A 19,002-nucleotide genomic window follows, 5' to 3' on the forward strand; every position below is an offset into this window, starting at 1 on the left:
TGGTAGGATTGACCACAGACAAGAAAACGACACAGGAGAAGCGTATGGAGTTGGCAGGCAAGGTAAAAACGGCAAATGGTTATGCGCATGTTTCAGTGGAAGCGAGCTTCAGCCGATCGGTACATGGTGAACAAGTAGAGTTTCTGGTTACCCGCTCCATGAATGACCATCACCTGGTGGTCACCCATAAGCTGTCTGGCCGCATGGTGTGCCCGATCGACTTCCTGGCAACGGCATTGGAAGGGGCTGAGTTAGCGGGCCGTAAAGCGCTGGACTCGTTCTTGTTTGGTGTTGGGGAAAAACGTTTTATCGACGCCGTGAGTCGCTCCACGGCGTCGTAAAGTAGATCGGAGAAGGATCGGGATCCCTTCTCATTCGCCATGAAAACGTCTCAGGGCGACTTTTTGATTTAAATCCACATACGATTGCACTGGAAACAAAGAAACGCCTCTGGGAGCCGCTGAGGCGTTTTTAGCACATTTTAAGATCCCTTGGTTCAGTATCACTACATAGGGTGGAATTATGTCTGGGTGTATCCATGCAGTACATAGCAAAAAGCGGATTGAAGCCACCAGCGACGTGAGTACCATCCTCGAACGACTGGAGTCAGTAGGCATTGTGGTTGAGTATCAGTGCCGGGAAGGTTACTGCGGTTCGTGCCGAGTGTCTTTACTGGCCGGTACGGTGGAGTATGTGACTAAGCCCCTGGCCTTTGTGAATCCAGGCGAAGTGTTGCCTTGTTGTTGTCGTCCCCGAACTGACGTTGAGCTGGATATCTAATCGCTTCCGTCTGTTCCGTTCGATAATTCATACACGATATGATTAAGCGCCACCAGCAACAGTGGCGTTTTTTTCTGGTATCTCTCATACGTAATCAAGCGCTCTCACTTACCCAAAAAAGACGTTCTACTGTGGCCGCTCGCTATTCGTCAGCCAAATGCACCGTGCTAGCTTTGTTTTAAGATTAACAACCGGAGTATTTACGATGGCACTCTACGACCCCTCTCAAGGTGTTCTCCTTTCCATCCGGGATGACCGCTTCAGTACCATTCGCCCAATCATGCGCCCAGTAGTTCTATTGGTCATTGCGGTGCTGGTGGTAAAGCTGTCTATGTGGATTAACGACGGCAGTTCCTCTATGCCGATGACATCACTCCCAGCCATTTCCTTCTCGCTGATCGGTAGTGGGGTATTGGTATTTGCTCTCTTTGTTATGCGTATACAGCGGCGTGCTCGCTATCACCTCTATCTCGATTCCATTCTGGAGGAACAAATCACATTGCAGGCCGGTGACATGGATGCTGATTCTCAAAGAGAGATTGAGGCCTGGCAACAAATTCAGAAGAGCAAAATCAGTCAGTAAGCAGTAAAGACCCGTTACAAGTTGGCTTTAAAATCTGCGCGTTAAAGCGTTTATGAAATCGGAGAGAAGATGACTTTGCCGAAGTACACTAAACAGCAGCTTGAATTCCTTCAGGCAGATACGTCTGGTAATTTGACTGTGTTGGAGCGGTCGCTGGTGGCGCAGTTGTTGGCAGCTATGCACGTACAAGTAAAACAAGGCTCCGCCCCGGATTGGATACTGACCCACAGCGGGAAACGTTTTTCGTTCCAAGATATCAACCCTGATGCGATTAATATTGAGGATATCGCGACGGCTCTGTCCAATATCTGTCGTTTTACCGGTCACCTGGATCAGCATTACAGCGTGGCTCAGCATTGCGTGCTGGTCAGCCATTTGGTTGAACCGCATCTTGCGTTCGAAGCCTTGATGCATGATGCCAGTGAAGCATACTGCGGTGATGTGAGCAGCCCTCTTAAAGCGCGCTTGCCGGACTACCGTGAAATCGAAGGTCGTGTCGATCGCGCTATTCGAGCAAAGTATGGTTTGCCGCTGGTGGAGTCGCCGGAGGTGAAAGTGGCTGATTTGCGTATGCTCGCAACTGAAATGAGTATGTTCGGCCGACATGGTGCCCAGGCGTTTCCGGATCCCGCTAAATATCCACCAGCGGATTTGATGGGGTTACGACTTCTCCCGGCGGAGGAAGCCCGCGTTGCTTTCCTTCAACGTTTCGAGTTGCTTTACCCTGGCGGATAACCCAAAAAAACAGAACCGAGGTATATCAGAAATGATATGCTTCGGCAGATTATAATCCCAACAGGTTAATATCCAATGAAAAGATTGCTTATTTTATTGTCGCTGACCCTTGCGTTACCTACATTGGCTCAAGCTACTACGGCTGAGGGTGAGTTGCCAAAACTGCATCTGAACGAAGAGAACGAGCACATCGCTCGCAAGGTTGCATTTGATTATTTAGCAAATGCAAAGATTTTCATTTCCCAGGGTACGGTTTCTAAAGACACGTTAACCTATGAAGCCATCATTGCAGACCAGAGATGTACCATTGAAATGGAGTTAGAGACCCTCCCGGTTCAGCGCTGGCTCGTCAAAAAGCTCGACTGCAAAAACTGAGATCTGCTGCGCCATTCATATCGGCAGACCTAAGCATGATGTGGTTTGCCAATCTCTTTGCAATTAATCCCCGTTTTAACACCTTCCAAATTTGTCGTCCTTTTAACTTCGTCAGCGGTAAAGGTCATGGTTAACTATTAACACAAAAATAATTAACACATGGAGTTACAATGTTAAATCTGATTGCTCACCTGGCAGAAAGTGGTCATCAAGTTTGGTTCGGTGAAAACGATACTGTGACGGTGACACAGGTTCGTGGTGATTCGCGAGTGGTTCTTGAAAGCATCCTCGCTAAGGAACCAGCGGCCATCCTGAATCTGTTATCCCGTTATGGGGCTAGCGTTAAGGCTGTAGATGATAAACTGCTTATCTGGCGTGACGTAGATGGTGATGACTGGGCCTGCGATCGTGGTCACCTCTATCGTGGCATCAGAGGTGAATATGGTGTTCGCTGGGAAGTGAAGCTGATACATGGCATCAATATCCACTCCCCATTCGATGCCGTGTTCTGGTTTGCTATACCTTGGGCGTCCCGCGTTGATGTGAACGTCCATTTCTCTATCGGTAATTCGCTCCTGGTTGCCGCTCCGGCTTACATCACCCTGAGCGGCCAGTTGGACAAAGAACAAGTTATGGCCTGGGTGAAACTTTCCGGAATGCAAAATGCCACCAGCATTACCGAACGGTAATACGCCATCTAAACTATGGGGGGATCTCCCCCATTCTGTTTTGCCCTCCCCTCTCAAAAAAATATCTTTTTTTCCTTCGATTTGCTTCGTCAGCGGTTACCCGTGGGTGATACTGTTTTTAGAGGCAGTAAACAAAACGAATAACAGTTATCGAGGTCATTACTATGAACGCTATCAACCAAAAACCAAAACGCCCGAGCCAGACTCCGGCTCAGTTCATGCGCATAGCAAACGAGTCCGACCTGTTCAAGAAAGGTCGCACGTTGTGGTACCACTACAGCAGCAGCTTTGGTTATGAGCGTGAGCTGGTTCGTTCTAACACTCAGCGCCTGGCGCATGGCAGTGGTCTGCCGGTCTCGTTCGTTGAGCGTGCCATCAACCATTATCTGACCCACTGATCCACCAGCGTAAGGACAAAAGCGATGAGCGCAATCAACGGTACATACTGGGTCAAGAACGGCCACACATTTGGTTATACCTTTCCTGAGCAACCGAACATCTTAGGCGTTCTGGCAAGCAAGCCGCAGTTAGGTGCGTGCCTGTCTATGGAGCCGCAGCTGATCACCCCATCGGATGACATGCGTAAGGCCACCGTGCAGGACTTCGATTTTTTCCGCGTTGTCGTCCCTTCGGACTTCAAGCCTGAATAAAACCCTCGGTGCTCTTCGGGGCACCCTGCATTGAGAGTTACCTCCATGATTGACGAACTGAAGGGCCTGATCGTAATGCTCCTGGAAGATGCAACGCGTATTCAGCAGTTGGAACCAAACGCCGGAACATCGGCACGCATTCAAGCCGCTAAAAAAGCCTTGGCCTCTGGAGTATTCGACACACTGTTAATGCTGGTGGCTTCCAATTATCGCTTAGCAATTGCAGAAGCTGGGTATGAGTATGTCATTGGCGCTGATGGTTCGCTGATTGTCAGGGATCCTGTCCAATGCAGTAACGGTGCTTTCAAGTGGGTGGAGCACAAAGACGTTGTTCTGCGTAGCAACGATGATGCTATGCAATTCCTCATTGAGCGAAGTTAGGGGGTAGGTATGTTTCCTCAGGGTATAGAGGTGCGCGCACACCGTTACACTCAGGCGGGTGGCAAGCGCATGGTGCAATACAGCACCCCAGGCACCAATGGTTGGCTGATCACTAACGGCAGCGTAAGTGACTTGGCAGATGTACAGTCACGGCACAATGCTTTGCTAATACATGCCCGCGATAACGGCCTATTGGTGAAATCCCTACACTGATTAGCCATTTCAAAACTCGATACCCTGCCCGAACGCGCGTCGAGCGGGGTATGTCTGCTTGCCAATTTTGCGGCCAAGAGTTTGGCTCTGGTTTTCCTGGGGAATGGGATGAAAGGGCGCGTATTTTTTATCGTGATTCACTTCGTCAGCAGTTCGGGTCGTGTGAGAATTTAATGAGTAAACAAAACAAATAACACGAGGAAAACCGATGCATACTTTAGCTGAGTTGTTACGTTACGCAGGTATCACTTCCCATAAACGTACCCTGCTATCCATCCGTCAGCACACGACCAATTGGGGTCGCTCCGGTCGCGGTGTGCGTCAGAAGCCTCGTTACACGGTCTGGTACGACACCGAAGACAATAACGACCGTATTGTCTTTACCTTCGATGCTGTGCTTAACCTCAAACGTACCGCGCCGGAAAAGCTGGCGGATATCGATATTCAAATCAGTCATTACAGTGGCTGGGATCCCGTGAAGCGCAGATTGACCGTCACCCACCCAGAACGCTACCTGAAGGTCGATGGCATGGTTGAAGGTGGCGGTGAGAAGACCAAAGCCCTCTGGCAAGAAATCATCGCGCTGACTGAAGGCATGGAACGTGACGATAAACTGAGTTCGTATGAGATCACGTTCCTCGCAGCTTAATTGACTGACGACTGACCGCTCCGGCGGTCACTCCCCCTTCCCTATACCAATAACGAGGCAATAATGGGATATGAGATAATCATCACCTCTGACGAGGTACAAGCTGTTTTCGATTCACTCTTGGCAAGCGCGCTTACGGGTGTGGCATCTACCCTTTGGGACAATAACCGTCCATCGGGGCCGAGGGATAGCGAAGCGGCTAACGTGGCATTCAATCTTGCTGAAGAAGCCTTTAAACTCAGACAGGCATATTGCCGTCGAGCGTAATTGTATCGCCTCCGGTTACGGGGGCTAATTTCCCAATCTGAGGAATTTGTATGAATTTCGGCACTCGTGAGTACCTGATCAATTATCTGATGAGCAATTTCAAAGAAGGCCAGATGATTGCCATCGATACACTGACGCTCGAAAACGTCGCGGATGTTGCTTCTGACCTTTCCCTGGAACGCGCCCTTACTCCAGCCGAACAGGTACAGGTGCTGAATGCGGTAGTCAGTGATTATGATGTGAATACTGGGGCTGGCTTTGACCATATTCGCAAAGAGATCGCAGCTCTGGGTATTGCCCAACAGGACGGTGACAAATGAAAAAGGGGCTGCGCAAATTTTACTGCACACTGCCAAATGGCAAAGTGCAAGAAGCGGAACTGACGTGGAAAGCTACCCATGCTGTTGCCTGCCGAACTGGAGAGCGTGACTGGTATGCGCACTCGTGGTGCTCTGCAAAATCTGCGGCGTTGCGCTGTGTCGAGTTAACGCAAAAGGAACAGGGCGCTGAAGTTGAGATCTTGGTCGTTAAAGAAGTTCCACCCGCTGCGTAGCGAGTGAATCAAGTCGCGTGAGGTAGAACAATGCTGATACTTACAACCGATCTCATTCCTGATATTTATGCCATACAAAAAATTCATGGGATGGTTCAAGTCATCGCTAATTTTGAAGCCAATAGGCGGGGAGTGATACCGTCAAGGCAAGCTCGCGTCGCATTGGAGGAATTAAGTGCGGCTGCATCCGAGGCGTCAAATGGCGAGGCGAATGCCGTGTACGGTGTTAAAGCAACACCACTCCTGAACGGCGGCATGCTGTATATCGGAACTGCGGTAACCCTCAAGTGATGCAGCGGTAATAAATATGTTTTTTTCATCCTTTTGCCTTCGTCACCGGTTGGTGCTGGTGGATACTGGAAGTCCAACAACTGATAACACAAACGAGGATACACCATGTCTCTGAACCCAACTCTGGTCGCGATGTTCATCTTCAGCAGCTTCAACGAAACCCGCGTCCCACTCATCGTGAATGATGACACCGCGCAGGAACGTATCGACTTCAACGTTGCTGGTGGTGGTGAAATCGAATGTGCCGATTGGATCCGTGAACTGGCTATCGACATCGTTGAAGAGTGCGATGAGACCTTCACCGGGAAAGAAGGGCCGGGCATCTGGTATTACGAAGTGGCTGAAGTTATCGGCGCTAAGATCGCGAACGATGCTAACGAGGGGCACGTTTACCAATGTGACATCGTTAAGTTCGCGCTGGAGCAAACCACCAGCTGGGTTAACTCCTAACGTCCATCCACCAGCCGCCTGCGGGCGGCTTCATTTTATCTGCCGGGAACTCTGCTATGGTCATTAGCAAACTGAAGGTGGGCGATACCGTATGGTCTATCACTCGCCACAAACTGGGGAGCACGAATATTCCCACCGTGTCTGTACACCCTGTCCTGATCGTCGAGGTCAATGAGACCAGTGTTATCGCAAGCTGGAATCACAACAAGCCGAAGCCGTTTGGCTTGAACTCCATCAAGGGATGGAAAAAAGAGAAACCTGTTCTGATCAAGGGGTTGTTTGGTAGTCAGCGCCTTGCCACAAGAGCGGAAGTCGCTGCGTTACAGACTCAATAATTCGTCAAACGTACATTCCCTCTCAAACACAGTAATGCCAGTGCATTGGAGGGGGTGACCTATCTTTTAAATGTGAAAACAACCCCCTTGTTCGCCAACCCCCACCCTGACATTCACGATGCGAATATTTAATAATTATGCATTACAATGCACTTTTACCTTGTCTTGCGCTCAATTTGCATTAATAATAATGAAAAACAATTAGAGGGCTATTTATGTCAATTCTTGATCAAATCCTGGTCATCGGCCAGCGAATGAAAGCCGAGCAAATTTCTCTGAAAGAATCCATCACCGAAGCCAATACCATCAAGGTCACTGATGAGCAGGTAGATGGCTTAGATAGACTCATTTATAACCATTGCCTGAACAAAACGATGCTCGCTGATTTCTTCGGCAAGTCACGTAATACGTTCACTAAAATTCTGACCGAGTTACAAGATCAGAAAATTATTGGTGAGCCTATCTTCCAAAACAAAAACCACCTTTACACACGATTTGACGTGCAGGCCATCATGAATGAGTTGGGCGCGCCCCGTTACTCCGACATGTATGAGTCTCGGGTTATCGTCGTTGAAAACCACAAAGGTGGTACAGGCAAAAGTACCACGACCGCGACGATCGCCTTGGCGTCAGCTTTGGATTTAAATCTGAACGCGCGTTGCTGCATCATTGACCTTGACCCCCAAGGGTCTATCGGTAACAACCTGATCCGCTCCACCAGCGAAGATGATATCTATCTGACTATCACTGATGTGCTGTTAGCCGAATACGAGCCTGAGGGTGATTTCTCACAGTACATCAACGCCGGTTACTCAGAAGCGGACATCATTGCCAACATTCCGTTTAGCACTCACCTGCCAAATATGGACGTCATCACGGCCTTCCCTACTGATGACCGTTTTACTGATACCTATTGGCGGTTGAACAAGGAAGAGCGCAATACGCTTTTAACGCGCTTTAGAGATGTTGTTATCCCTGTGCTGAAACAGCATTACGACCTAATCTTCATCGACACCCCACCGCAGGACTCACCAATTATCTGGTCTACGAACGAAGCCGCCGACGCCCTTCTCGTTCCTATCACTCCGCGTGAATATGACTTTGCATCCACGACGAACTACATGTTGACGATCGGCGCTCGTCTGCAACAACTTCCATCCAGGGGTGAAAACATCAAATGGATGAAGGTGCTGGCTGTTAATGTCGATGATAAAAGCCAGCACGAAGTTCGCACTCTGAATAAGCTGGTGCGAACTGTGCAGGACAAGTTTATGACTACGAACATCAAACACTCTGAAGCGTTTGTTGCTGCGGCCGAACGAGGCCGCACCGTCTTGGATATCAAGAAGTCAGAAGACCTGTGCCCTGCAAAACAATTTGACATGGCAGAAATGTCAGTCACTTCTGTGTATCAGCAATTTATTAATGAAATCAAAAGTTTTTCGGCGAAAAGTGAGAAATAAAAATGACCGACGTAGAAAGAGGCACAAGCAAGGATATGTATCTGGGTGCAGGCAAGCGAACCGGCTTTGAGCAAAAAAGCGGATTACCACCACTGCGGGGTGCAGGCGCACCTAAGAGAACATTCACCTTAAAAGATGGCCGTAAAGTCGATGCCGAGCATGTTGTCGTTCCTGGCAGTAAAGTATCTGAGCAAACAGTGGTTCACGCCCTCAACCCACGCAACCAGGAAGCGCTCGACGAGAACTCCATGCGTGACATCCTTGAGCAGATCAGGGAAAGAGGGGTGGATACCGAAGGTATCGCTGTCCGCGTAGATGGAATCTATCAACTCATTGAAGGTAGCCGACGCCGCTACTGCTGTGAAAAGCTATCAGCTGATTTACCGCTGTGGGTATTACCAAACGATATCTCAAACGAAGATATCTTCTCTATCATCAGCGCCGCACAAAGCTCTCGCAAATTCTCGTATCGCGAAGTTGGTATGCAGTATTTGAAACTGATGGAAGAGAATGGTTTCACGACCAATGAGGAACTTGCGCAGCATATCGGCATTAGTACCGAGTCTGTCCGTAAGCGGATTCAAGCTGCCCAAATCGACCCTCGCCTGATCGCTCTGTTCCCAGATTGCGAAGGTATCCCGAATACTTTCTATAGCCGTTTAGCGAAGGTGCAGGGTTCGGCGAAGAAGGAAATGATCGACATTGGTGAGCTGTGCCAGGAAGTCCAAGACAACCGTAAGGACAAGCCTGTTGAGAATATTCAGGAGACGCAGAAAGATATCCTGGAAGAAGTAGCCACTATGTTGGAAATCATGGCTGATAAAGCGAAGCCCGCCGCTGCATGGAAAACATCTGATATTGTCGCATTCGAGAACAAGGATCAGTATGCACGAATCAGTTACAGTGGTAACGGCCGGAAAGTCCGCTTTGAGTTTAACAGGCTCAATCAAAAAGTCGTCGAAGACATAGAGCGTCTGATACGTCTGAAGCTAACAAAAAGTCTTCAGGAAGACAGTGAGTAAGTTCTTTTCTAAGCCACCTACCCCGGTGGCTTTTTCTTTACAGCCCTCCCCTCCCCTCATTTCCTGTAGCAAAAACCATTTTTTTCGCCAAAAAAACCAAAGTTTAAAATCGCTTAATAAACAGCGTGTTACGATAGAATATCAACTAAAGCAGAAGAAAAACCAATAAAAACCACCCCCTTGTTCGCCAAAACAAAAAACACCTCCATCCCCCTTCGTCAACTGTAGAACTGCTGGATAATAGAACTCAATACCGCCCTTACTCGTGGATTAAAAATGCAGATCTCAAAGACAACCCATAGCTTTGCCGAGCGTCGCGGTTTGGAACTGACGACCGAAAACAACGACGGTACCGAGTTGCTGTGTATTTGGGAAACCAATAACGATTGGGAGTGGATTTGCAGCTTCCAACCAACTCAAGATCAGCTGGTATTCTTCGGTAATATCTACCTGCCCCAGGAATGCCTGAACGCCATCCCGGCTATCATCGCCGATGAAACTCAGCTGCGTGCGGTGCTCACCAAAATTGCCGAATCACTGAAAACCAAATCCTGACGCTGGAAAGGAAAATCATGAAGACGTGGACGCCGAACGAGAACATCACACAGGTCATTCTGGCATTTGGGCCTCCGGACATTGAAAAGTTTCTGCCAAAATGGGATCTCATCCCTGACGAATTCAAACAGGGAAAGAACCCCTGGATTGCATTCATTGAGCGTTGGTTTTACCACGGGCTTGAATGCCCACCAGCAGCCAAGGAAGGTGTCGAACTGAAATGGGCGCTGGCGCATATCGTGGTTATCCTGAAAAGCTTCGACCCGAAGCACGAACAAAAGATTGCCGGGTGCGCCTATCTTGCCTCGCTCTGGTTTGTGGAGTAAGTGAACTAAACCGCCTTTGTGGCGGTTTAATTTTGGATGTCACTTTGTCAGCGCTGGTGGTGCGATAAAATTAAATCAGTAAATAATAAATCTATGGGATAGAACGATGAGCAGCAAAACCAAATTGACCGCCGAAGAACAAACGGCAAAAGCATACAGCAACTTCCTGGAATCCAAGGGACTGAAGCCGCGTGCTGGTCAACAAGACATGATCCGCTTTTGCTCATCCATCATTACCAACATTCCCGAAGATAACGACAAGCCTATTGTCGGTGTAGTTGAAGCCGGTACCGGCACCGGTAAAACGCTGGGGTACTGCCTGCCGCTGATCCCGTTGGCGATGGAAAAGGGAAAGACTCTCGTTCTGTCTACAGCAACCGTGGCGCTTCAGGAGCAAGTTGTCGTTAAAGACCTGCCGGAAATCCAAAGCCAGGGCGGTCTTAAATTTTCATACGCTATGGCGAAAGGTCGTGGCCGTTACTTCTGCCGACTGCGCTACGATGCGCACGTCGATGCCGAGCATAATGCGTATGGTTACGTTCGCGACGACATGACGAGTCTGGGTAACGAATTCGCAAGTGGTGACTGGAATGGTGAGCGTGATACATATCCGCTGGAGCTTGCCGACAAATCCTGGAACAAAGTTAATGCGGTCGCCAGCCAGTGCCCTAAGATTAAATGCCCGCATTACAAAAACTGCCCCTTCTTTGCCGCGCGTAGCCGACTGGAAGAAGTCGATGTGGTGATAGCTAACCACGATATCGTTTTGAGCGATCTGTCTTTGGGTGGTGGTGTCATCCTGCCACCGCCGAAAGAAACCATCTACGTTTTCGACGAAGGCCATCACCTTACAAGTAAGGCCATTGAGCACTTTGCCGCAAATGCCTCGTTGGATAACACGGCGCGCTGGTTGGGTGACGTCAGTGACATGGTGATGGACATGCAGACCCCTTACGGTGAGAAGATGAATGACCACGTTTACAAGCTGGTGGCGCTGGCATCGGACACGGCTGCCGAGATGATGACAGTTCGCGGAACTCTTTTATCTTCACTCAACTTCCGGAACGACCACGGTAACATTGACGTCTATCGGTTCCCTGAAGGTGACGTACCCAATGATGTGCGCGCACTGTTTAAAAACGGGCTGTACCTGGCAAACCAAATGCAGAGTTTGGTTGAGAAAATGATAATCATCATTGATGAGGCAGGCGATAAAATTGTCGCTGAGGATAATGCCCGCCACAAAATGGCTATCGGTGATTTAAAGAACCGTGTAGAAAACTTGCTTGAAGCGATGAGTCGTTTTGCTGCCCCGGCGAAGAAAGGTGAGTTTGCAGTACCGGTAGCGCGCTGGGTAAACATCAAGCGTGACAATAAATCCGAGGTCATTATTCATAGCAGCCCAGTGCATGCTGGTGAGCAATTGGATAGAGAGCTGTGGAACGAAGCCTATGGGGTGATCATTACTTCAGCGACTTTGCGGACAATGGGCAACTTCAATGCCTACCTGAATGAAGCGGGTTTGAAAATGGACACGCCAACGTTGCTGGCGAGAAGCCCGTTCGACTACGAGAACAACGGTGTTCTGTTCGTACCCAGGATGCGCAGTACCCCAAAGAATGCCGAGGCGCATACCGATGAGCTGATCGAGTTGATGCCTAAGCTGATGTTACGGCGTAAAGGATGTCTGGTGCTGTTTTCATCCCGCAAGCAAATGACAGAGGTGTGTGAGGGTATGCCGGAGGACATCAAAGAGCACATCCTCATGCAGACCACGATGCCGAAAACGGAAATCGTTTCCCGTCATAAGCTGCGTATTGATCGTGGCGAGCCAAGCATTATCTTCGGCATGGCCTCTTTCAGTGAAGGCGTGGACCTGCCTGGGGATTACTGCGATAACGTGATTATTGCCAAGCTGCCATTTAGCGTACCGAGCGATCCGGTTAGTCAGACGATGACTGAGTGGATGGAGAAGGCGGGGCGTAACACCTTTGAAGAAATAACCGTTCCTCAGGCGTGTATCAAACTTATCCAGGCTGTGGGGCGACTCATCCGAACCGAGACCGATACAGGTGCAGTGACGATACTGGACTCTCGCATCAAGAACACACGGTACGGCCAGAACATTCTCGACTCGCTTCCGCCGTTTCGCCGTGTGATCAGATAGTGGTATCATTCGGTAAACAAAACGAATGAATAGGTGTGTAATGGAAAAGTATGAAAGTGTCATCACTGTGGTATTTCAGTTTGTAGGCAAAGTGCCCGCACCTTTTTCCACAAGCAGCCTGTTTGCCGAAAACCTACTGAAGGGCGAGAAACTGTGGAATGACCCTGGGACAGCAGGCAACCTGATGCTGCAAAAAATTCTGGCAGAGCAGGGCGCAGCCGATCACGACGATGGTAAAATTCATACTCGCACTACGGAGCTGAAAACACACGATGAACGTATGGCTTTCCAAAAGCTGGTGGGTTTACCGCCTTACAGCGATTTGACCAATGCCGTAGGTATCCTGATCGGTGGACTGGAGAAAGCAGGGCGGTTGATTAGTGTGAAAACCACTTCAGCCACCCCGCTACCAAACGGGGAAACTATTATCTCTACCCGTGATGCACAACGTCGTTTGTTCTTCATGAACCAGCACGGGATATGCTTTACGGTAGATAGCCAGTTACTGATCGCTGTCGATAAACTGGAAGGAGCAAAGTTCTTCGCCACAGAAGAAGAGCTGGACGCTGCTGGTGTTAAGCTTTGGGGTGAGAATGGTACAGGTCGCTGGCGCGTGCTGGTGGCTCCGATCGGGGAAGAGATTTGCGGCCTCTTTGAATTCGGCGAGATGACGACCTTGGGTAAACGGCCGGAGGGCAGGATTAACGAACTGTCGTTGTAAGGCAAATCCCACTATGCATAGAAAGCACCTTTTTTGGTGCTTTTTTTGTTTTAGCTATTCGTCAGCGGGTGGAGTGGGATGATACTGATTGCAGGTAAACAAAACAAACAACATAAGGGAATCATCATGAAAACTCTTCTTGCTGCTCTGCGTGTTACTGATCAGGTTCAGCCTGATATTGCTATCCCGGCTTCAGGTAAAACTACTGGCTTTACCTACGACGCTGCCAAGATCGGTTCGTTCAAAGGTGAAACCATTGCTATTTATCCGGCCTGGTCAAAACCTAACTCACACGGCGCGGCCGGTAACCCAACTGAATTCTACGGTGGCTTGCCGCTGTATTCGACCAAGCTACTTGCCTATCAGGCACTGCGTAACGAAATCGAAAAGCGTTTCGCTGCACAGCTTCAGGCGATTGATAAACAGATCCTGGCACTGGAAGACCGTCCATAACCAATAGGGCAGGGGGGTTCCCCCTGTTTATGACAACCACCAGCTGAGGAACGAAAAATGAAAGAACAAGAACTGGTCACCAAAGCGGAACAGCTTATTCAGCGCAATGATGGTTCGCAGGCAAAAATTGTTGCTACGGCAATGTTTGGCGCTGGCCTGCACATGTCGGTCGATGTCTTCGTGCTTCGCCGCGATAGCGCTGACCAGAATTGGCAGCTTTGTAACGACAGGCCACATCCGGATTACAAAACCATGTCCCGTGAGGATTACGTTAAGTTCGGGCGCTCCGAAATGCTGCGCACAGTCACCGCTGGAGAACTGTTGAAGGTCACTGGGATGATCGGTCAACCACTTTCCAATTATCAGTAAAAGCACGGTTGCAGCGCCCCCCATTTTTCCACCAAACATCATGCGGGCCTGGCGTTTTAAAATACCAAAATAAAAGCATCTTTCGAGGTGCTTTTTTTATGTCAAATGCTTCGTCAGCCGTTGGGGGGAGGGGATACTGGTTGCAGGTAAACAAACTAACCGATAACAGGGGTCACCATGAAAGTCATTATCTTCAGCCTCCCAAATTGCCAGCCTTGCCGTATGACCAAAGAGCGCCTGGCCGCAAACGGTGTTGAGTTCGTAGAAGGCAGCATCGAAATTCATCGCGAGCTGTTCCGCAATATGGGCTTCAAGTCTGCGCCGGTTGTGCTGGTGGAGCCTGATGCAGGCGAAGCGGTGTCCTGGTCGGGTTATCGCCCCGATTGTATCAAGGCGCTGATTGACGGAAAGCCAGAAGGCGATGCTATCTCTGGTTATACCCGGATGTGTGTCATGATCGAGATGCGCGAGCCTGAACTGTTTTCGGCTCCTGGCGAAGCCAAGTAAGAAGGTGAATGCCGTGAGCTATCAAACCGTCGCAATCCCTCCAGCCTTAGGGCTTCAACCACCAAGCGGGGCTGACGTTGTCTTGCTCGCCGAGCTGACACAAGCGCTGGTGGATGCAAAAGTCGAAATGAAAGTGATGCTGGAGCCTATCAACTGGACGCCGCCTTCCGGCCGTCCGGTGATGTACCGACAGGACGCTATCGACGTACTGTTTAAAGCCGGGGTTCCTGTTGATCCGGGCGAAGTAGTGTCGGCCACCAGCAATGCCGTGCAGCCGATCGACGATGCCGAGCTGGAAGCGCTGCTGGATATGCGTGACGAAATGGCTGGCACAGATTCGTTTTACAAAGCGCTGGATGGCGCGCTGGATGGCATTCTGGCTCGCCTGTATGCCGCTGAACGTCAAACCAATCACTAAGAGTATCGATAATGACTGTACACGACTTTGTATCAGGAGCGAGTGGCATTTCACCCTTTGCCATTGTTATGTTGGCCTTTTTCATCCTCTTTTTCGTCGTAGCGTGCTGTATCCCTCGCCCATCATTGGGTCTGATGGTGGCGGGCGGAATTGCTGGGCTGGGTGCAATTGCCACAATTCTTTGGATTAACTTTGCTTAGACCTTAAGGCGATTTGTCATTAATGGGCCATTTAAACCAGATTTTATCGGCTATCGGTAAAACACCAGAAGGGCACGCTACCCTGGGTTATTTTCTTCTTGGGCTGATGAGTGTGATATTCGGTTGGGCCCTTTTTCAATTCAACAGCGAGAATGACATTCCTAAACGTTACCGCGTGATGTTGTCACTTTCTCTCTGTGCAATATGGCTGAGCATAGCCATAGAAATCATCGACCATCTCTGAGGAAAGTCGAATGTCACCAGTTCTGATGAACAGTTATTTTTGCGGTGCCGGGCTGATGGATATCGGCCTGAAGAATGCCGGTATTCAGATCGCCCAGTCTTTCGAACTGGACGAAGATGCCGTTAAGACCTATCGCCACAACCTGGGCGACCATATCAAACACTGCGATATCACACAGGAAATGGTGCTGGAGCAGGATAGCTGCCACGGCATGTCGTTTACCTATCCCTGTACGAAGTATTCGACGATCGGCGACATCCACGGCACGCGAACGGGTGATGAGCTATTCCTTCACGCACTGCGCCACCTGGCTGTCGCCCGGCCTGAGTTCTATGTCATTGAAAACGTGCCGGGCATGCAGGCTTTCCCGGTCGTTATGGAAGCCATGACCAAGCTGGCGGGCTATTTCATTCAGGTATTCTGCCCCGTGAAATCTGAGCTGTGGGTACCGCAGCGTCGGCACCGCCTGATCATCATTGGCACACGACGCCCGTTCGATATCCGCCCGCCGGAAAATACGCGCCCAATCCCCCTCAGCGCGATTTTAGAGGATAACCCGGATGTTCGTATCCCTAAGTCGGTAGAAACACGCCTACAGGGCGGATATCGCGATTTACCCATCATTAGCGACCCGGCCAAAGACGATATCGCGCCGACGTGTGTAGCTCACTATGCAAAGGATAAATCGACACGATTAGTCGTTGATAAACGTTTCCCTCTGGGAGCGCGTCCGTATTCAGTGCGTGAATATGCACGTTTGCAAGGGGTTCCAGACTGGTTTGAATTCCCGGTATGCGATACCTCCGCGTATAAGCAGATCGGTAACGGTGTCAGCACCTACGTCGGCGAGTGGGTAGGGATTGAGATGATCCGCTACATGGCGCAGGTTAGCGATAAGTTTTCCCTCATTCATTAACCCTGGAGAAAAAGATGAAATTAACGGAAGAGCAAAAAGCCGACCGTCGGGAACTTGCCATGCTGGTTCAGTATGCCGCTTTGGCATACGCACTGTTTGGTGCAGGCGTCGCGGGAATTCTGGGAGCGTTGGATATCAACTCACTGTGGATGGGAGTCGCGATTGCGCTGGTTTCTCATGTTCTCATTTTTTCCAGGCCTTCTGTCCGAGAGAACTTCCCTGAAACCATCTATTGGTTATCGCTGTGGGCGTGTGCCCTTGGCGGGCCGATCGTGATCGGTTTCGGTCCCTTTGAACCACCGTTTAAAAACCCACTCATTATGGCCGCGCTGATTGTGTTCATCGTTACAGCGCTATACCGTCGGCAGGAAAAAAAGGATATGCAGTAATGAGCCACTCACCAGCTAAAACCACCAGCGAACAGATACTGGAAGCGGGGCTGCGGATAATTCACACCTGCACGCACAGCGATCACCAGGGGTATTATGTGATAGGCAAAAACAGGGCTGTCTTATCCGATTGTGCAACGGTTAAGGCCTATGACGGCGGGGCTGTATCGGTTGAGTATTTCCGTCCTGGCAATATCCCCCTGGTGGTCGTTAACAATGATGATTGGCTCAAAATCATCACTCACCTGTTAAATGAGCCACCTGCACCATCATCGCTAGGCCGGATCCCTTTAGAACTGGTGAATTTTCTGGAGAAGATTGCGGGGCAAACACTGTCGCCTGAAGCCCGCATCCGCGCGCGCGATCTGGCTGAAGGTGAGTGCTTTAAAAATGAAGTGCTCACGTTAACGACGCTGTTCAACGTCTGGATGAGGGATCCGCTGCTGACTGAGTTCGTCTCGCCGCTGAAGCAATATACATTGCCAGGAGAGCACGCCAAACATTTCTGGTCATGTTGCAAATGACAGGGGCGAAAGCCCCTTTTTTTGTACCTGCAATAGCTTCGTTGGCTGAGAGGGCGGGGCGATACTGGTTGTGGAATATAAGCGCCCTTTGGATGGAAAAACGAAACAATGACTACTGAACAGAAACCCTCGCTCGCGACCGGTGCGCCATTAAACGCGGAAACCTGGGCTGATTTTGTCTCCCGCCTGAAATATCACTGCGTCGGCAAAGGCGTTGATGAGCACTGTACCGCAGACCCGTTGTTCGTCGTTCAAAAGAAACGCCTGATCACGGGGCTGGATATGGACTACATCGAAGACCGGCTGGTGGCCGTAGATGATGCTCGCTGGTTTAGCCCCCAAGAATACTGGGATGACCTGGATACGGACGAGCGAAACGAGCTCAACCAAAAATGCCAGGCCGAATACCAAGCTGATTTTCTGGCTATTCGCGTCGATCAGCAATGGGATGTGCTCGGCGAGTTACCAGAGCATACCGTAACCGGCTACGTCTGGGAGTGGGAATACGTCAACGCACACTTCACGCGCGAAGCCGCGCAGGCCTTCATTCAACGCAAAAAGCACGACTACAACAAGTTGGAAATTTTCGTCGATTCGCAGTATTGGGCGAAGGAGTTCAACACCATCCGCGACGCCATTTTGACTGGCAAACTGGTATATCAGGAGAAGAAAGATGACACCAATTGAGATCCAAGGTCTGCTGGACGGCAAATGCATTCCTCGCGACATGAAGGTCAACGAGCCGCTGGTGAATTATCTGGCGCGCAAATTGACTGAAGGCGAGCAGATGCGCGCTGAGAACATCCATCTGGTGGAAGAGCTCAAGCGCGTGACCGACGGTTTGGAGTTTTTCTCCTACAGTACCGACGGCGGTTACGATGAGCACGACAGCGCCGACAAAGCCCGAAAAGCCGCTGAAGAGCATATCGACTACTACCGGGGAGAGGCCTGTGACGGCTGGCCTGAAGAAACAGACCAGGTTGTTTGGGGTATCGTCGTGCAACGCGCCAGTCAGACCGACCTGCGCGAAGTGGGGCCGGAAGACAGCGTGGGCCGTCACATCACTCAGGTTTGTGGCTATGCACTGATGCCTGCACTGGAAAACAGCCCGACGAAAGGTTACATCCCGACGTCTGAAGTGGAACAGCTGATGGCTGAAGGTAAAATGCTGAAAGATGCTCATGCGGCCATTCTTGAGCACATCGACGTGACGGACAAAGGCGCGGCCGGTACTGCGGCTATGATCGCAAACGACGCTCTCCACAACACGGACTACCCGGCGATTGAACGCGGCCTGCGGAAAATCAAGAAGGATGCCACCATCGCAGCGGCAAACCATGCCGGTAACATTGCGCAGGAAATGACGCGTGAAACTAGCCAGGAAGTTGTCAAGGCCGTCGGTCGTCGCCTCCTTGTGCTGGCGGAACATGTAGGGAACGGCCAATGAACAACCTGAAGGCAACGATGCGCCGGATGTTGGATGGCGATGATATGGACTGCGTGAGCGATCGCACAGGTAAAAGCGGCGACTACTGCGAAGGCTTTGTGGACGGTATGCACGAAGCGCTTAACCAGCTGACTGAAGGCGTTGCACCTTTGCTGGCTGGGGCTGAAATCGCTGGGTTGGAGCGCTTTGTTGCTCGCATGTACCAGCGCGCTAATCAGCTAGTGGACGACAGCATGAGCACGGCGCTGATTAACCAGGCGCGCTCTGCGGCGGTATTGGCTGAGCAGATGATCAGCGAACTGAAAGGTGAAAGTAGGCAGTTATAGTCCC

Annotated in this window: 35 protein-coding genes; all 35 read left to right on the plus strand. The window is 50.3% G+C overall.

Annotated features, from left to right (window positions below; all coding sequences use genetic code 11):
- The first annotated feature begins 44 nt into the window (after positions 1-44).
- Positions 45-341 carry a hypothetical protein gene (locus SC428_RS05380; RefSeq protein WP_042847195.1) on the plus strand — a complete coding sequence of 99 codons (297 nt, stop codon included), beginning with the start codon at positions 45-47 and terminating at the stop codon, positions 339-341.
- A 181-nt stretch (positions 342-522) separates the two neighbouring features.
- Positions 523-780 (plus strand): class I ribonucleotide reductase maintenance protein YfaE, encoded by a 258-nt coding sequence (gene yfaE, locus SC428_RS05385; RefSeq protein WP_080750913.1) that lies wholly within the window; start codon positions 523-525, stop codon positions 778-780.
- A 205-nt stretch (positions 781-985) separates the two neighbouring features.
- Positions 986-1,363, plus strand: coding sequence for a hypothetical protein (locus SC428_RS05390; protein WP_042847192.1), 378 nt, complete (start codon positions 986-988; stop codon positions 1,361-1,363).
- A gap of 177 nt (positions 1,364-1,540) precedes the next feature.
- Entirely contained in the window at positions 1,541-2,098 is a 558-nt protein-coding gene (locus SC428_RS05395) for a hypothetical protein (protein ID WP_052219409.1), read from the plus strand.
- Positions 2,099-2,173: 75 nt separating this feature from the next.
- A complete protein-coding gene (locus SC428_RS05400; protein ID WP_042847189.1) occupies positions 2,174-2,473 on the plus strand; it encodes a hypothetical protein in 300 nt (99 codons plus the stop codon).
- Positions 2,474-2,643: 170 nt separating this feature from the next.
- Positions 2,644-3,162, plus strand: a complete 519-nt coding sequence (locus tag SC428_RS05405; RefSeq protein WP_042847185.1) for a hypothetical protein — start codon at positions 2,644-2,646, stop codon at positions 3,160-3,162.
- Positions 3,163-3,326: 164 nt separating this feature from the next.
- Positions 3,327-3,560, plus strand: a complete 234-nt coding sequence (locus tag SC428_RS05410) for a hypothetical protein (RefSeq protein WP_162762200.1) — start codon at positions 3,327-3,329, stop codon at positions 3,558-3,560.
- 24 nt (positions 3,561-3,584) lie between these two features.
- Positions 3,585-3,812, plus strand: a complete 228-nt coding sequence (locus SC428_RS05415) for a hypothetical protein (RefSeq protein WP_042847181.1) — start codon at positions 3,585-3,587, stop codon at positions 3,810-3,812.
- 75 nt (positions 3,813-3,887) lie between these two features.
- On the plus strand, positions 3,888-4,193 hold the full coding sequence (locus tag SC428_RS05420; protein ID WP_162762190.1) for a hypothetical protein: 306 nt from the start codon (positions 3,888-3,890) through the stop codon (positions 4,191-4,193).
- A gap of 30 nt (positions 4,194-4,223) precedes the next feature.
- The gene (locus SC428_RS05425) at positions 4,224-4,406 is read left to right on the plus strand and encodes a hypothetical protein (RefSeq protein ID WP_162762199.1); all 183 of its coding nucleotides are present in this window, start codon (positions 4,224-4,226) and stop codon (positions 4,404-4,406) included.
- A gap of 208 nt (positions 4,407-4,614) precedes the next feature.
- Positions 4,615-5,055 carry a hypothetical protein gene (locus tag SC428_RS05430; RefSeq protein WP_042847174.1) on the plus strand — a complete coding sequence of 147 codons (441 nt, stop codon included), beginning with the start codon at positions 4,615-4,617 and terminating at the stop codon, positions 5,053-5,055.
- A gap of 120 nt (positions 5,056-5,175) precedes the next feature.
- Positions 5,176-5,322 (plus strand): hypothetical protein, encoded by a 147-nt coding sequence (locus SC428_RS05435; protein WP_161595377.1) that lies wholly within the window; start codon positions 5,176-5,178, stop codon positions 5,320-5,322.
- A 50-nt stretch (positions 5,323-5,372) separates the two neighbouring features.
- The gene (locus SC428_RS05440) at positions 5,373-5,642 is read left to right on the plus strand and encodes a hypothetical protein (RefSeq protein ID WP_042847169.1); all 270 of its coding nucleotides are present in this window, start codon (positions 5,373-5,375) and stop codon (positions 5,640-5,642) included.
- Positions 5,639-5,875, plus strand: coding sequence for a hypothetical protein (locus SC428_RS05445; protein WP_042847168.1), 237 nt, complete (start codon positions 5,639-5,641; stop codon positions 5,873-5,875). The genes SC428_RS05440 and SC428_RS05445 overlap by 4 nt, the downstream gene beginning before the upstream one ends.
- A gap of 30 nt (positions 5,876-5,905) precedes the next feature.
- The gene (locus tag SC428_RS05450) at positions 5,906-6,166 is read left to right on the plus strand and encodes a hypothetical protein (RefSeq protein WP_042847166.1); all 261 of its coding nucleotides are present in this window, start codon (positions 5,906-5,908) and stop codon (positions 6,164-6,166) included.
- 105 nt (positions 6,167-6,271) lie between these two features.
- On the plus strand, positions 6,272-6,616 hold the full coding sequence (locus tag SC428_RS05455) for a hypothetical protein (RefSeq protein ID WP_042847164.1): 345 nt from the start codon (positions 6,272-6,274) through the stop codon (positions 6,614-6,616).
- Between the two features lie 56 nt (positions 6,617-6,672).
- Entirely contained in the window at positions 6,673-6,951 is a 279-nt protein-coding gene (locus SC428_RS05460) for a hypothetical protein (protein WP_042847162.1), read from the plus strand.
- A 215-nt stretch (positions 6,952-7,166) separates the two neighbouring features.
- Complete coding sequence (locus tag SC428_RS05465) at positions 7,167-8,414, plus strand: ParA family protein (protein WP_042847160.1); 1,248 nt, start codon at positions 7,167-7,169, stop codon at positions 8,412-8,414.
- 2 nt (positions 8,415-8,416) lie between these two features.
- Positions 8,417-9,436 carry a ParB family protein gene (locus tag SC428_RS05470; protein WP_042847158.1) on the plus strand — a complete coding sequence of 340 codons (1,020 nt, stop codon included), beginning with the start codon at positions 8,417-8,419 and terminating at the stop codon, positions 9,434-9,436.
- A gap of 276 nt (positions 9,437-9,712) precedes the next feature.
- The gene (locus tag SC428_RS05475; RefSeq protein WP_166268101.1) at positions 9,713-9,991 is read left to right on the plus strand and encodes a hypothetical protein; all 279 of its coding nucleotides are present in this window, start codon (positions 9,713-9,715) and stop codon (positions 9,989-9,991) included.
- A gap of 17 nt (positions 9,992-10,008) precedes the next feature.
- Positions 10,009-10,317 carry a hypothetical protein gene (locus tag SC428_RS05480; protein ID WP_042847153.1) on the plus strand — a complete coding sequence of 103 codons (309 nt, stop codon included), beginning with the start codon at positions 10,009-10,011 and terminating at the stop codon, positions 10,315-10,317.
- A 106-nt stretch (positions 10,318-10,423) separates the two neighbouring features.
- Entirely contained in the window at positions 10,424-12,484 is a 2,061-nt protein-coding gene (gene dinG / locus SC428_RS05485; protein ID WP_072035186.1) for an ATP-dependent DNA helicase DinG, read from the plus strand.
- Positions 12,485-12,524: 40 nt separating this feature from the next.
- Positions 12,525-13,205, plus strand: coding sequence for a hypothetical protein (locus tag SC428_RS05490; protein WP_052219373.1), 681 nt, complete (start codon positions 12,525-12,527; stop codon positions 13,203-13,205).
- Between the two features lie 78 nt (positions 13,206-13,283).
- On the plus strand, positions 13,284-13,658 hold the full coding sequence (locus SC428_RS05495) for a hypothetical protein (RefSeq protein WP_042847151.1): 375 nt from the start codon (positions 13,284-13,286) through the stop codon (positions 13,656-13,658).
- Positions 13,659-13,715: 57 nt separating this feature from the next.
- On the plus strand, positions 13,716-14,027 hold the full coding sequence (locus SC428_RS05500; RefSeq protein WP_042847150.1) for a hypothetical protein: 312 nt from the start codon (positions 13,716-13,718) through the stop codon (positions 14,025-14,027).
- 177 nt (positions 14,028-14,204) lie between these two features.
- Entirely contained in the window at positions 14,205-14,534 is a 330-nt protein-coding gene (locus SC428_RS05505) for a glutaredoxin domain-containing protein (RefSeq protein WP_052219372.1), read from the plus strand.
- A 13-nt stretch (positions 14,535-14,547) separates the two neighbouring features.
- Complete coding sequence (locus SC428_RS05510) at positions 14,548-14,952, plus strand: hypothetical protein (RefSeq protein ID WP_166268103.1); 405 nt, start codon at positions 14,548-14,550, stop codon at positions 14,950-14,952.
- 11 nt (positions 14,953-14,963) lie between these two features.
- The gene (locus SC428_RS05515; protein ID WP_042847147.1) at positions 14,964-15,152 is read left to right on the plus strand and encodes a hypothetical protein; all 189 of its coding nucleotides are present in this window, start codon (positions 14,964-14,966) and stop codon (positions 15,150-15,152) included.
- A gap of 22 nt (positions 15,153-15,174) precedes the next feature.
- Positions 15,175-15,396 (plus strand): hypothetical protein, encoded by a 222-nt coding sequence (locus SC428_RS05520; protein WP_042847145.1) that lies wholly within the window; start codon positions 15,175-15,177, stop codon positions 15,394-15,396.
- Between the two features lie 10 nt (positions 15,397-15,406).
- Positions 15,407-16,312 (plus strand): DNA cytosine methyltransferase, encoded by a 906-nt coding sequence (locus SC428_RS05525; RefSeq protein WP_080750912.1) that lies wholly within the window; start codon positions 15,407-15,409, stop codon positions 16,310-16,312.
- Between the two features lie 14 nt (positions 16,313-16,326).
- Complete coding sequence (locus SC428_RS05530; protein ID WP_042847144.1) at positions 16,327-16,701, plus strand: hypothetical protein; 375 nt, start codon at positions 16,327-16,329, stop codon at positions 16,699-16,701.
- Positions 16,701-17,225: a hypothetical protein gene (locus SC428_RS05535; protein ID WP_042847142.1), complete on the plus strand. Its 525-nt coding sequence runs from the start codon at positions 16,701-16,703 to the stop codon at positions 17,223-17,225. Before SC428_RS05530 ends, SC428_RS05535 begins: the two co-directional genes overlap by 1 nt.
- A 108-nt stretch (positions 17,226-17,333) precedes the next feature.
- Positions 17,334-17,912, plus strand: a complete 579-nt coding sequence (locus SC428_RS05540; RefSeq protein ID WP_042847139.1) for a hypothetical protein — start codon at positions 17,334-17,336, stop codon at positions 17,910-17,912.
- A complete protein-coding gene (locus tag SC428_RS05545; protein WP_166268107.1) occupies positions 17,899-18,672 on the plus strand; it encodes a hypothetical protein in 774 nt (257 codons plus the stop codon). The genes SC428_RS05540 and SC428_RS05545 overlap by 14 nt, the downstream gene beginning before the upstream one ends.
- Positions 18,669-18,998 carry a hypothetical protein gene (locus SC428_RS05550; RefSeq protein ID WP_042847137.1) on the plus strand — a complete coding sequence of 110 codons (330 nt, stop codon included), beginning with the start codon at positions 18,669-18,671 and terminating at the stop codon, positions 18,996-18,998. Before SC428_RS05545 ends, SC428_RS05550 begins: the two co-directional genes overlap by 4 nt.
- The last annotated feature ends 4 nt before the right edge of the window (positions 18,999-19,002 follow it).

Source organism: Providencia sp. 2023EL-00965, from assembly GCF_033550225.1.
In the GTDB taxonomy this organism is placed as follows: domain Bacteria; phylum Pseudomonadota; class Gammaproteobacteria; order Enterobacterales; family Enterobacteriaceae; genus Providencia; species Providencia manganoxydans.

Bases quoted from the DNA above. Each gene is read 5' to 3' on its own strand.
- SC428_RS05475 (WP_166268101.1), top strand. From the start codon at position 9,713: ATGCAGATCTCAAAGACAACCCATAGCTTTGCCGAGCGTCGCGGTTTG.
- SC428_RS05535 (WP_042847142.1), top strand. From the start codon at position 16,701: ATGAGCCACTCACCAGCTAAAACCACCAGCGAACAGATACTGGAAGCG.
- SC428_RS05530 (WP_042847144.1), top strand. From the start codon at position 16,327: ATGAAATTAACGGAAGAGCAAAAAGCCGACCGTCGGGAACTTGCCATG.
- SC428_RS05490 (WP_052219373.1), top strand. From the start codon at position 12,525: ATGGAAAAGTATGAAAGTGTCATCACTGTGGTATTTCAGTTTGTAGGC.
- SC428_RS05540 (WP_042847139.1), top strand. From the start codon at position 17,334: ATGACTACTGAACAGAAACCCTCGCTCGCGACCGGTGCGCCATTAAAC.
- SC428_RS05445 (WP_042847168.1), top strand. From the start codon at position 5,639: ATGAAAAAGGGGCTGCGCAAATTTTACTGCACACTGCCAAATGGCAAA.
- SC428_RS05515 (WP_042847147.1), top strand. From the start codon at position 14,964: ATGACTGTACACGACTTTGTATCAGGAGCGAGTGGCATTTCACCCTTT.
- dinG (WP_072035186.1), top strand. From the start codon at position 10,424: ATGAGCAGCAAAACCAAATTGACCGCCGAAGAACAAACGGCAAAAGCA.
- SC428_RS05380 (WP_042847195.1), top strand. From the start codon at position 45: ATGGAGTTGGCAGGCAAGGTAAAAACGGCAAATGGTTATGCGCATGTT.
- SC428_RS05450 (WP_042847166.1), top strand. From the start codon at position 5,906: ATGCTGATACTTACAACCGATCTCATTCCTGATATTTATGCCATACAA.
- SC428_RS05430 (WP_042847174.1), top strand. From the start codon at position 4,615: ATGCATACTTTAGCTGAGTTGTTACGTTACGCAGGTATCACTTCCCAT.
- SC428_RS05500 (WP_042847150.1), top strand. From the start codon at position 13,716: ATGAAAGAACAAGAACTGGTCACCAAAGCGGAACAGCTTATTCAGCGC.
- yfaE (WP_080750913.1), top strand. From the start codon at position 523: ATGTCTGGGTGTATCCATGCAGTACATAGCAAAAAGCGGATTGAAGCC.
- SC428_RS05495 (WP_042847151.1), top strand. From the start codon at position 13,284: ATGATACTGATTGCAGGTAAACAAAACAAACAACATAAGGGAATCATC.
- SC428_RS05455 (WP_042847164.1), top strand. From the start codon at position 6,272: ATGTCTCTGAACCCAACTCTGGTCGCGATGTTCATCTTCAGCAGCTTC.
- SC428_RS05405 (WP_042847185.1), top strand. From the start codon at position 2,644: ATGTTAAATCTGATTGCTCACCTGGCAGAAAGTGGTCATCAAGTTTGG.
- SC428_RS05390 (WP_042847192.1), top strand. From the start codon at position 986: ATGGCACTCTACGACCCCTCTCAAGGTGTTCTCCTTTCCATCCGGGAT.
- SC428_RS05525 (WP_080750912.1), top strand. From the start codon at position 15,407: ATGTCACCAGTTCTGATGAACAGTTATTTTTGCGGTGCCGGGCTGATG.
- SC428_RS05505 (WP_052219372.1), top strand. From the start codon at position 14,205: ATGAAAGTCATTATCTTCAGCCTCCCAAATTGCCAGCCTTGCCGTATG.
- SC428_RS05480 (WP_042847153.1), top strand. From the start codon at position 10,009: ATGAAGACGTGGACGCCGAACGAGAACATCACACAGGTCATTCTGGCA.
- SC428_RS05460 (WP_042847162.1), top strand. From the start codon at position 6,673: ATGGTCATTAGCAAACTGAAGGTGGGCGATACCGTATGGTCTATCACT.
- SC428_RS05545 (WP_166268107.1), top strand. From the start codon at position 17,899: ATGACACCAATTGAGATCCAAGGTCTGCTGGACGGCAAATGCATTCCT.
- SC428_RS05415 (WP_042847181.1), top strand. From the start codon at position 3,585: ATGAGCGCAATCAACGGTACATACTGGGTCAAGAACGGCCACACATTT.
- SC428_RS05395 (WP_052219409.1), top strand. From the start codon at position 1,541: ATGCACGTACAAGTAAAACAAGGCTCCGCCCCGGATTGGATACTGACC.
- SC428_RS05470 (WP_042847158.1), top strand. From the start codon at position 8,417: ATGACCGACGTAGAAAGAGGCACAAGCAAGGATATGTATCTGGGTGCA.
- SC428_RS05550 (WP_042847137.1), top strand. From the start codon at position 18,669: ATGAACAACCTGAAGGCAACGATGCGCCGGATGTTGGATGGCGATGAT.
- SC428_RS05465 (WP_042847160.1), top strand. From the start codon at position 7,167: ATGTCAATTCTTGATCAAATCCTGGTCATCGGCCAGCGAATGAAAGCC.
- SC428_RS05420 (WP_162762190.1), top strand. From the start codon at position 3,888: ATGCTCCTGGAAGATGCAACGCGTATTCAGCAGTTGGAACCAAACGCC.
- SC428_RS05410 (WP_162762200.1), top strand. From the start codon at position 3,327: ATGAACGCTATCAACCAAAAACCAAAACGCCCGAGCCAGACTCCGGCT.
- SC428_RS05520 (WP_042847145.1), top strand. From the start codon at position 15,175: ATGGGCCATTTAAACCAGATTTTATCGGCTATCGGTAAAACACCAGAA.
- SC428_RS05440 (WP_042847169.1), top strand. From the start codon at position 5,373: ATGAATTTCGGCACTCGTGAGTACCTGATCAATTATCTGATGAGCAAT.
- SC428_RS05400 (WP_042847189.1), top strand. From the start codon at position 2,174: ATGAAAAGATTGCTTATTTTATTGTCGCTGACCCTTGCGTTACCTACA.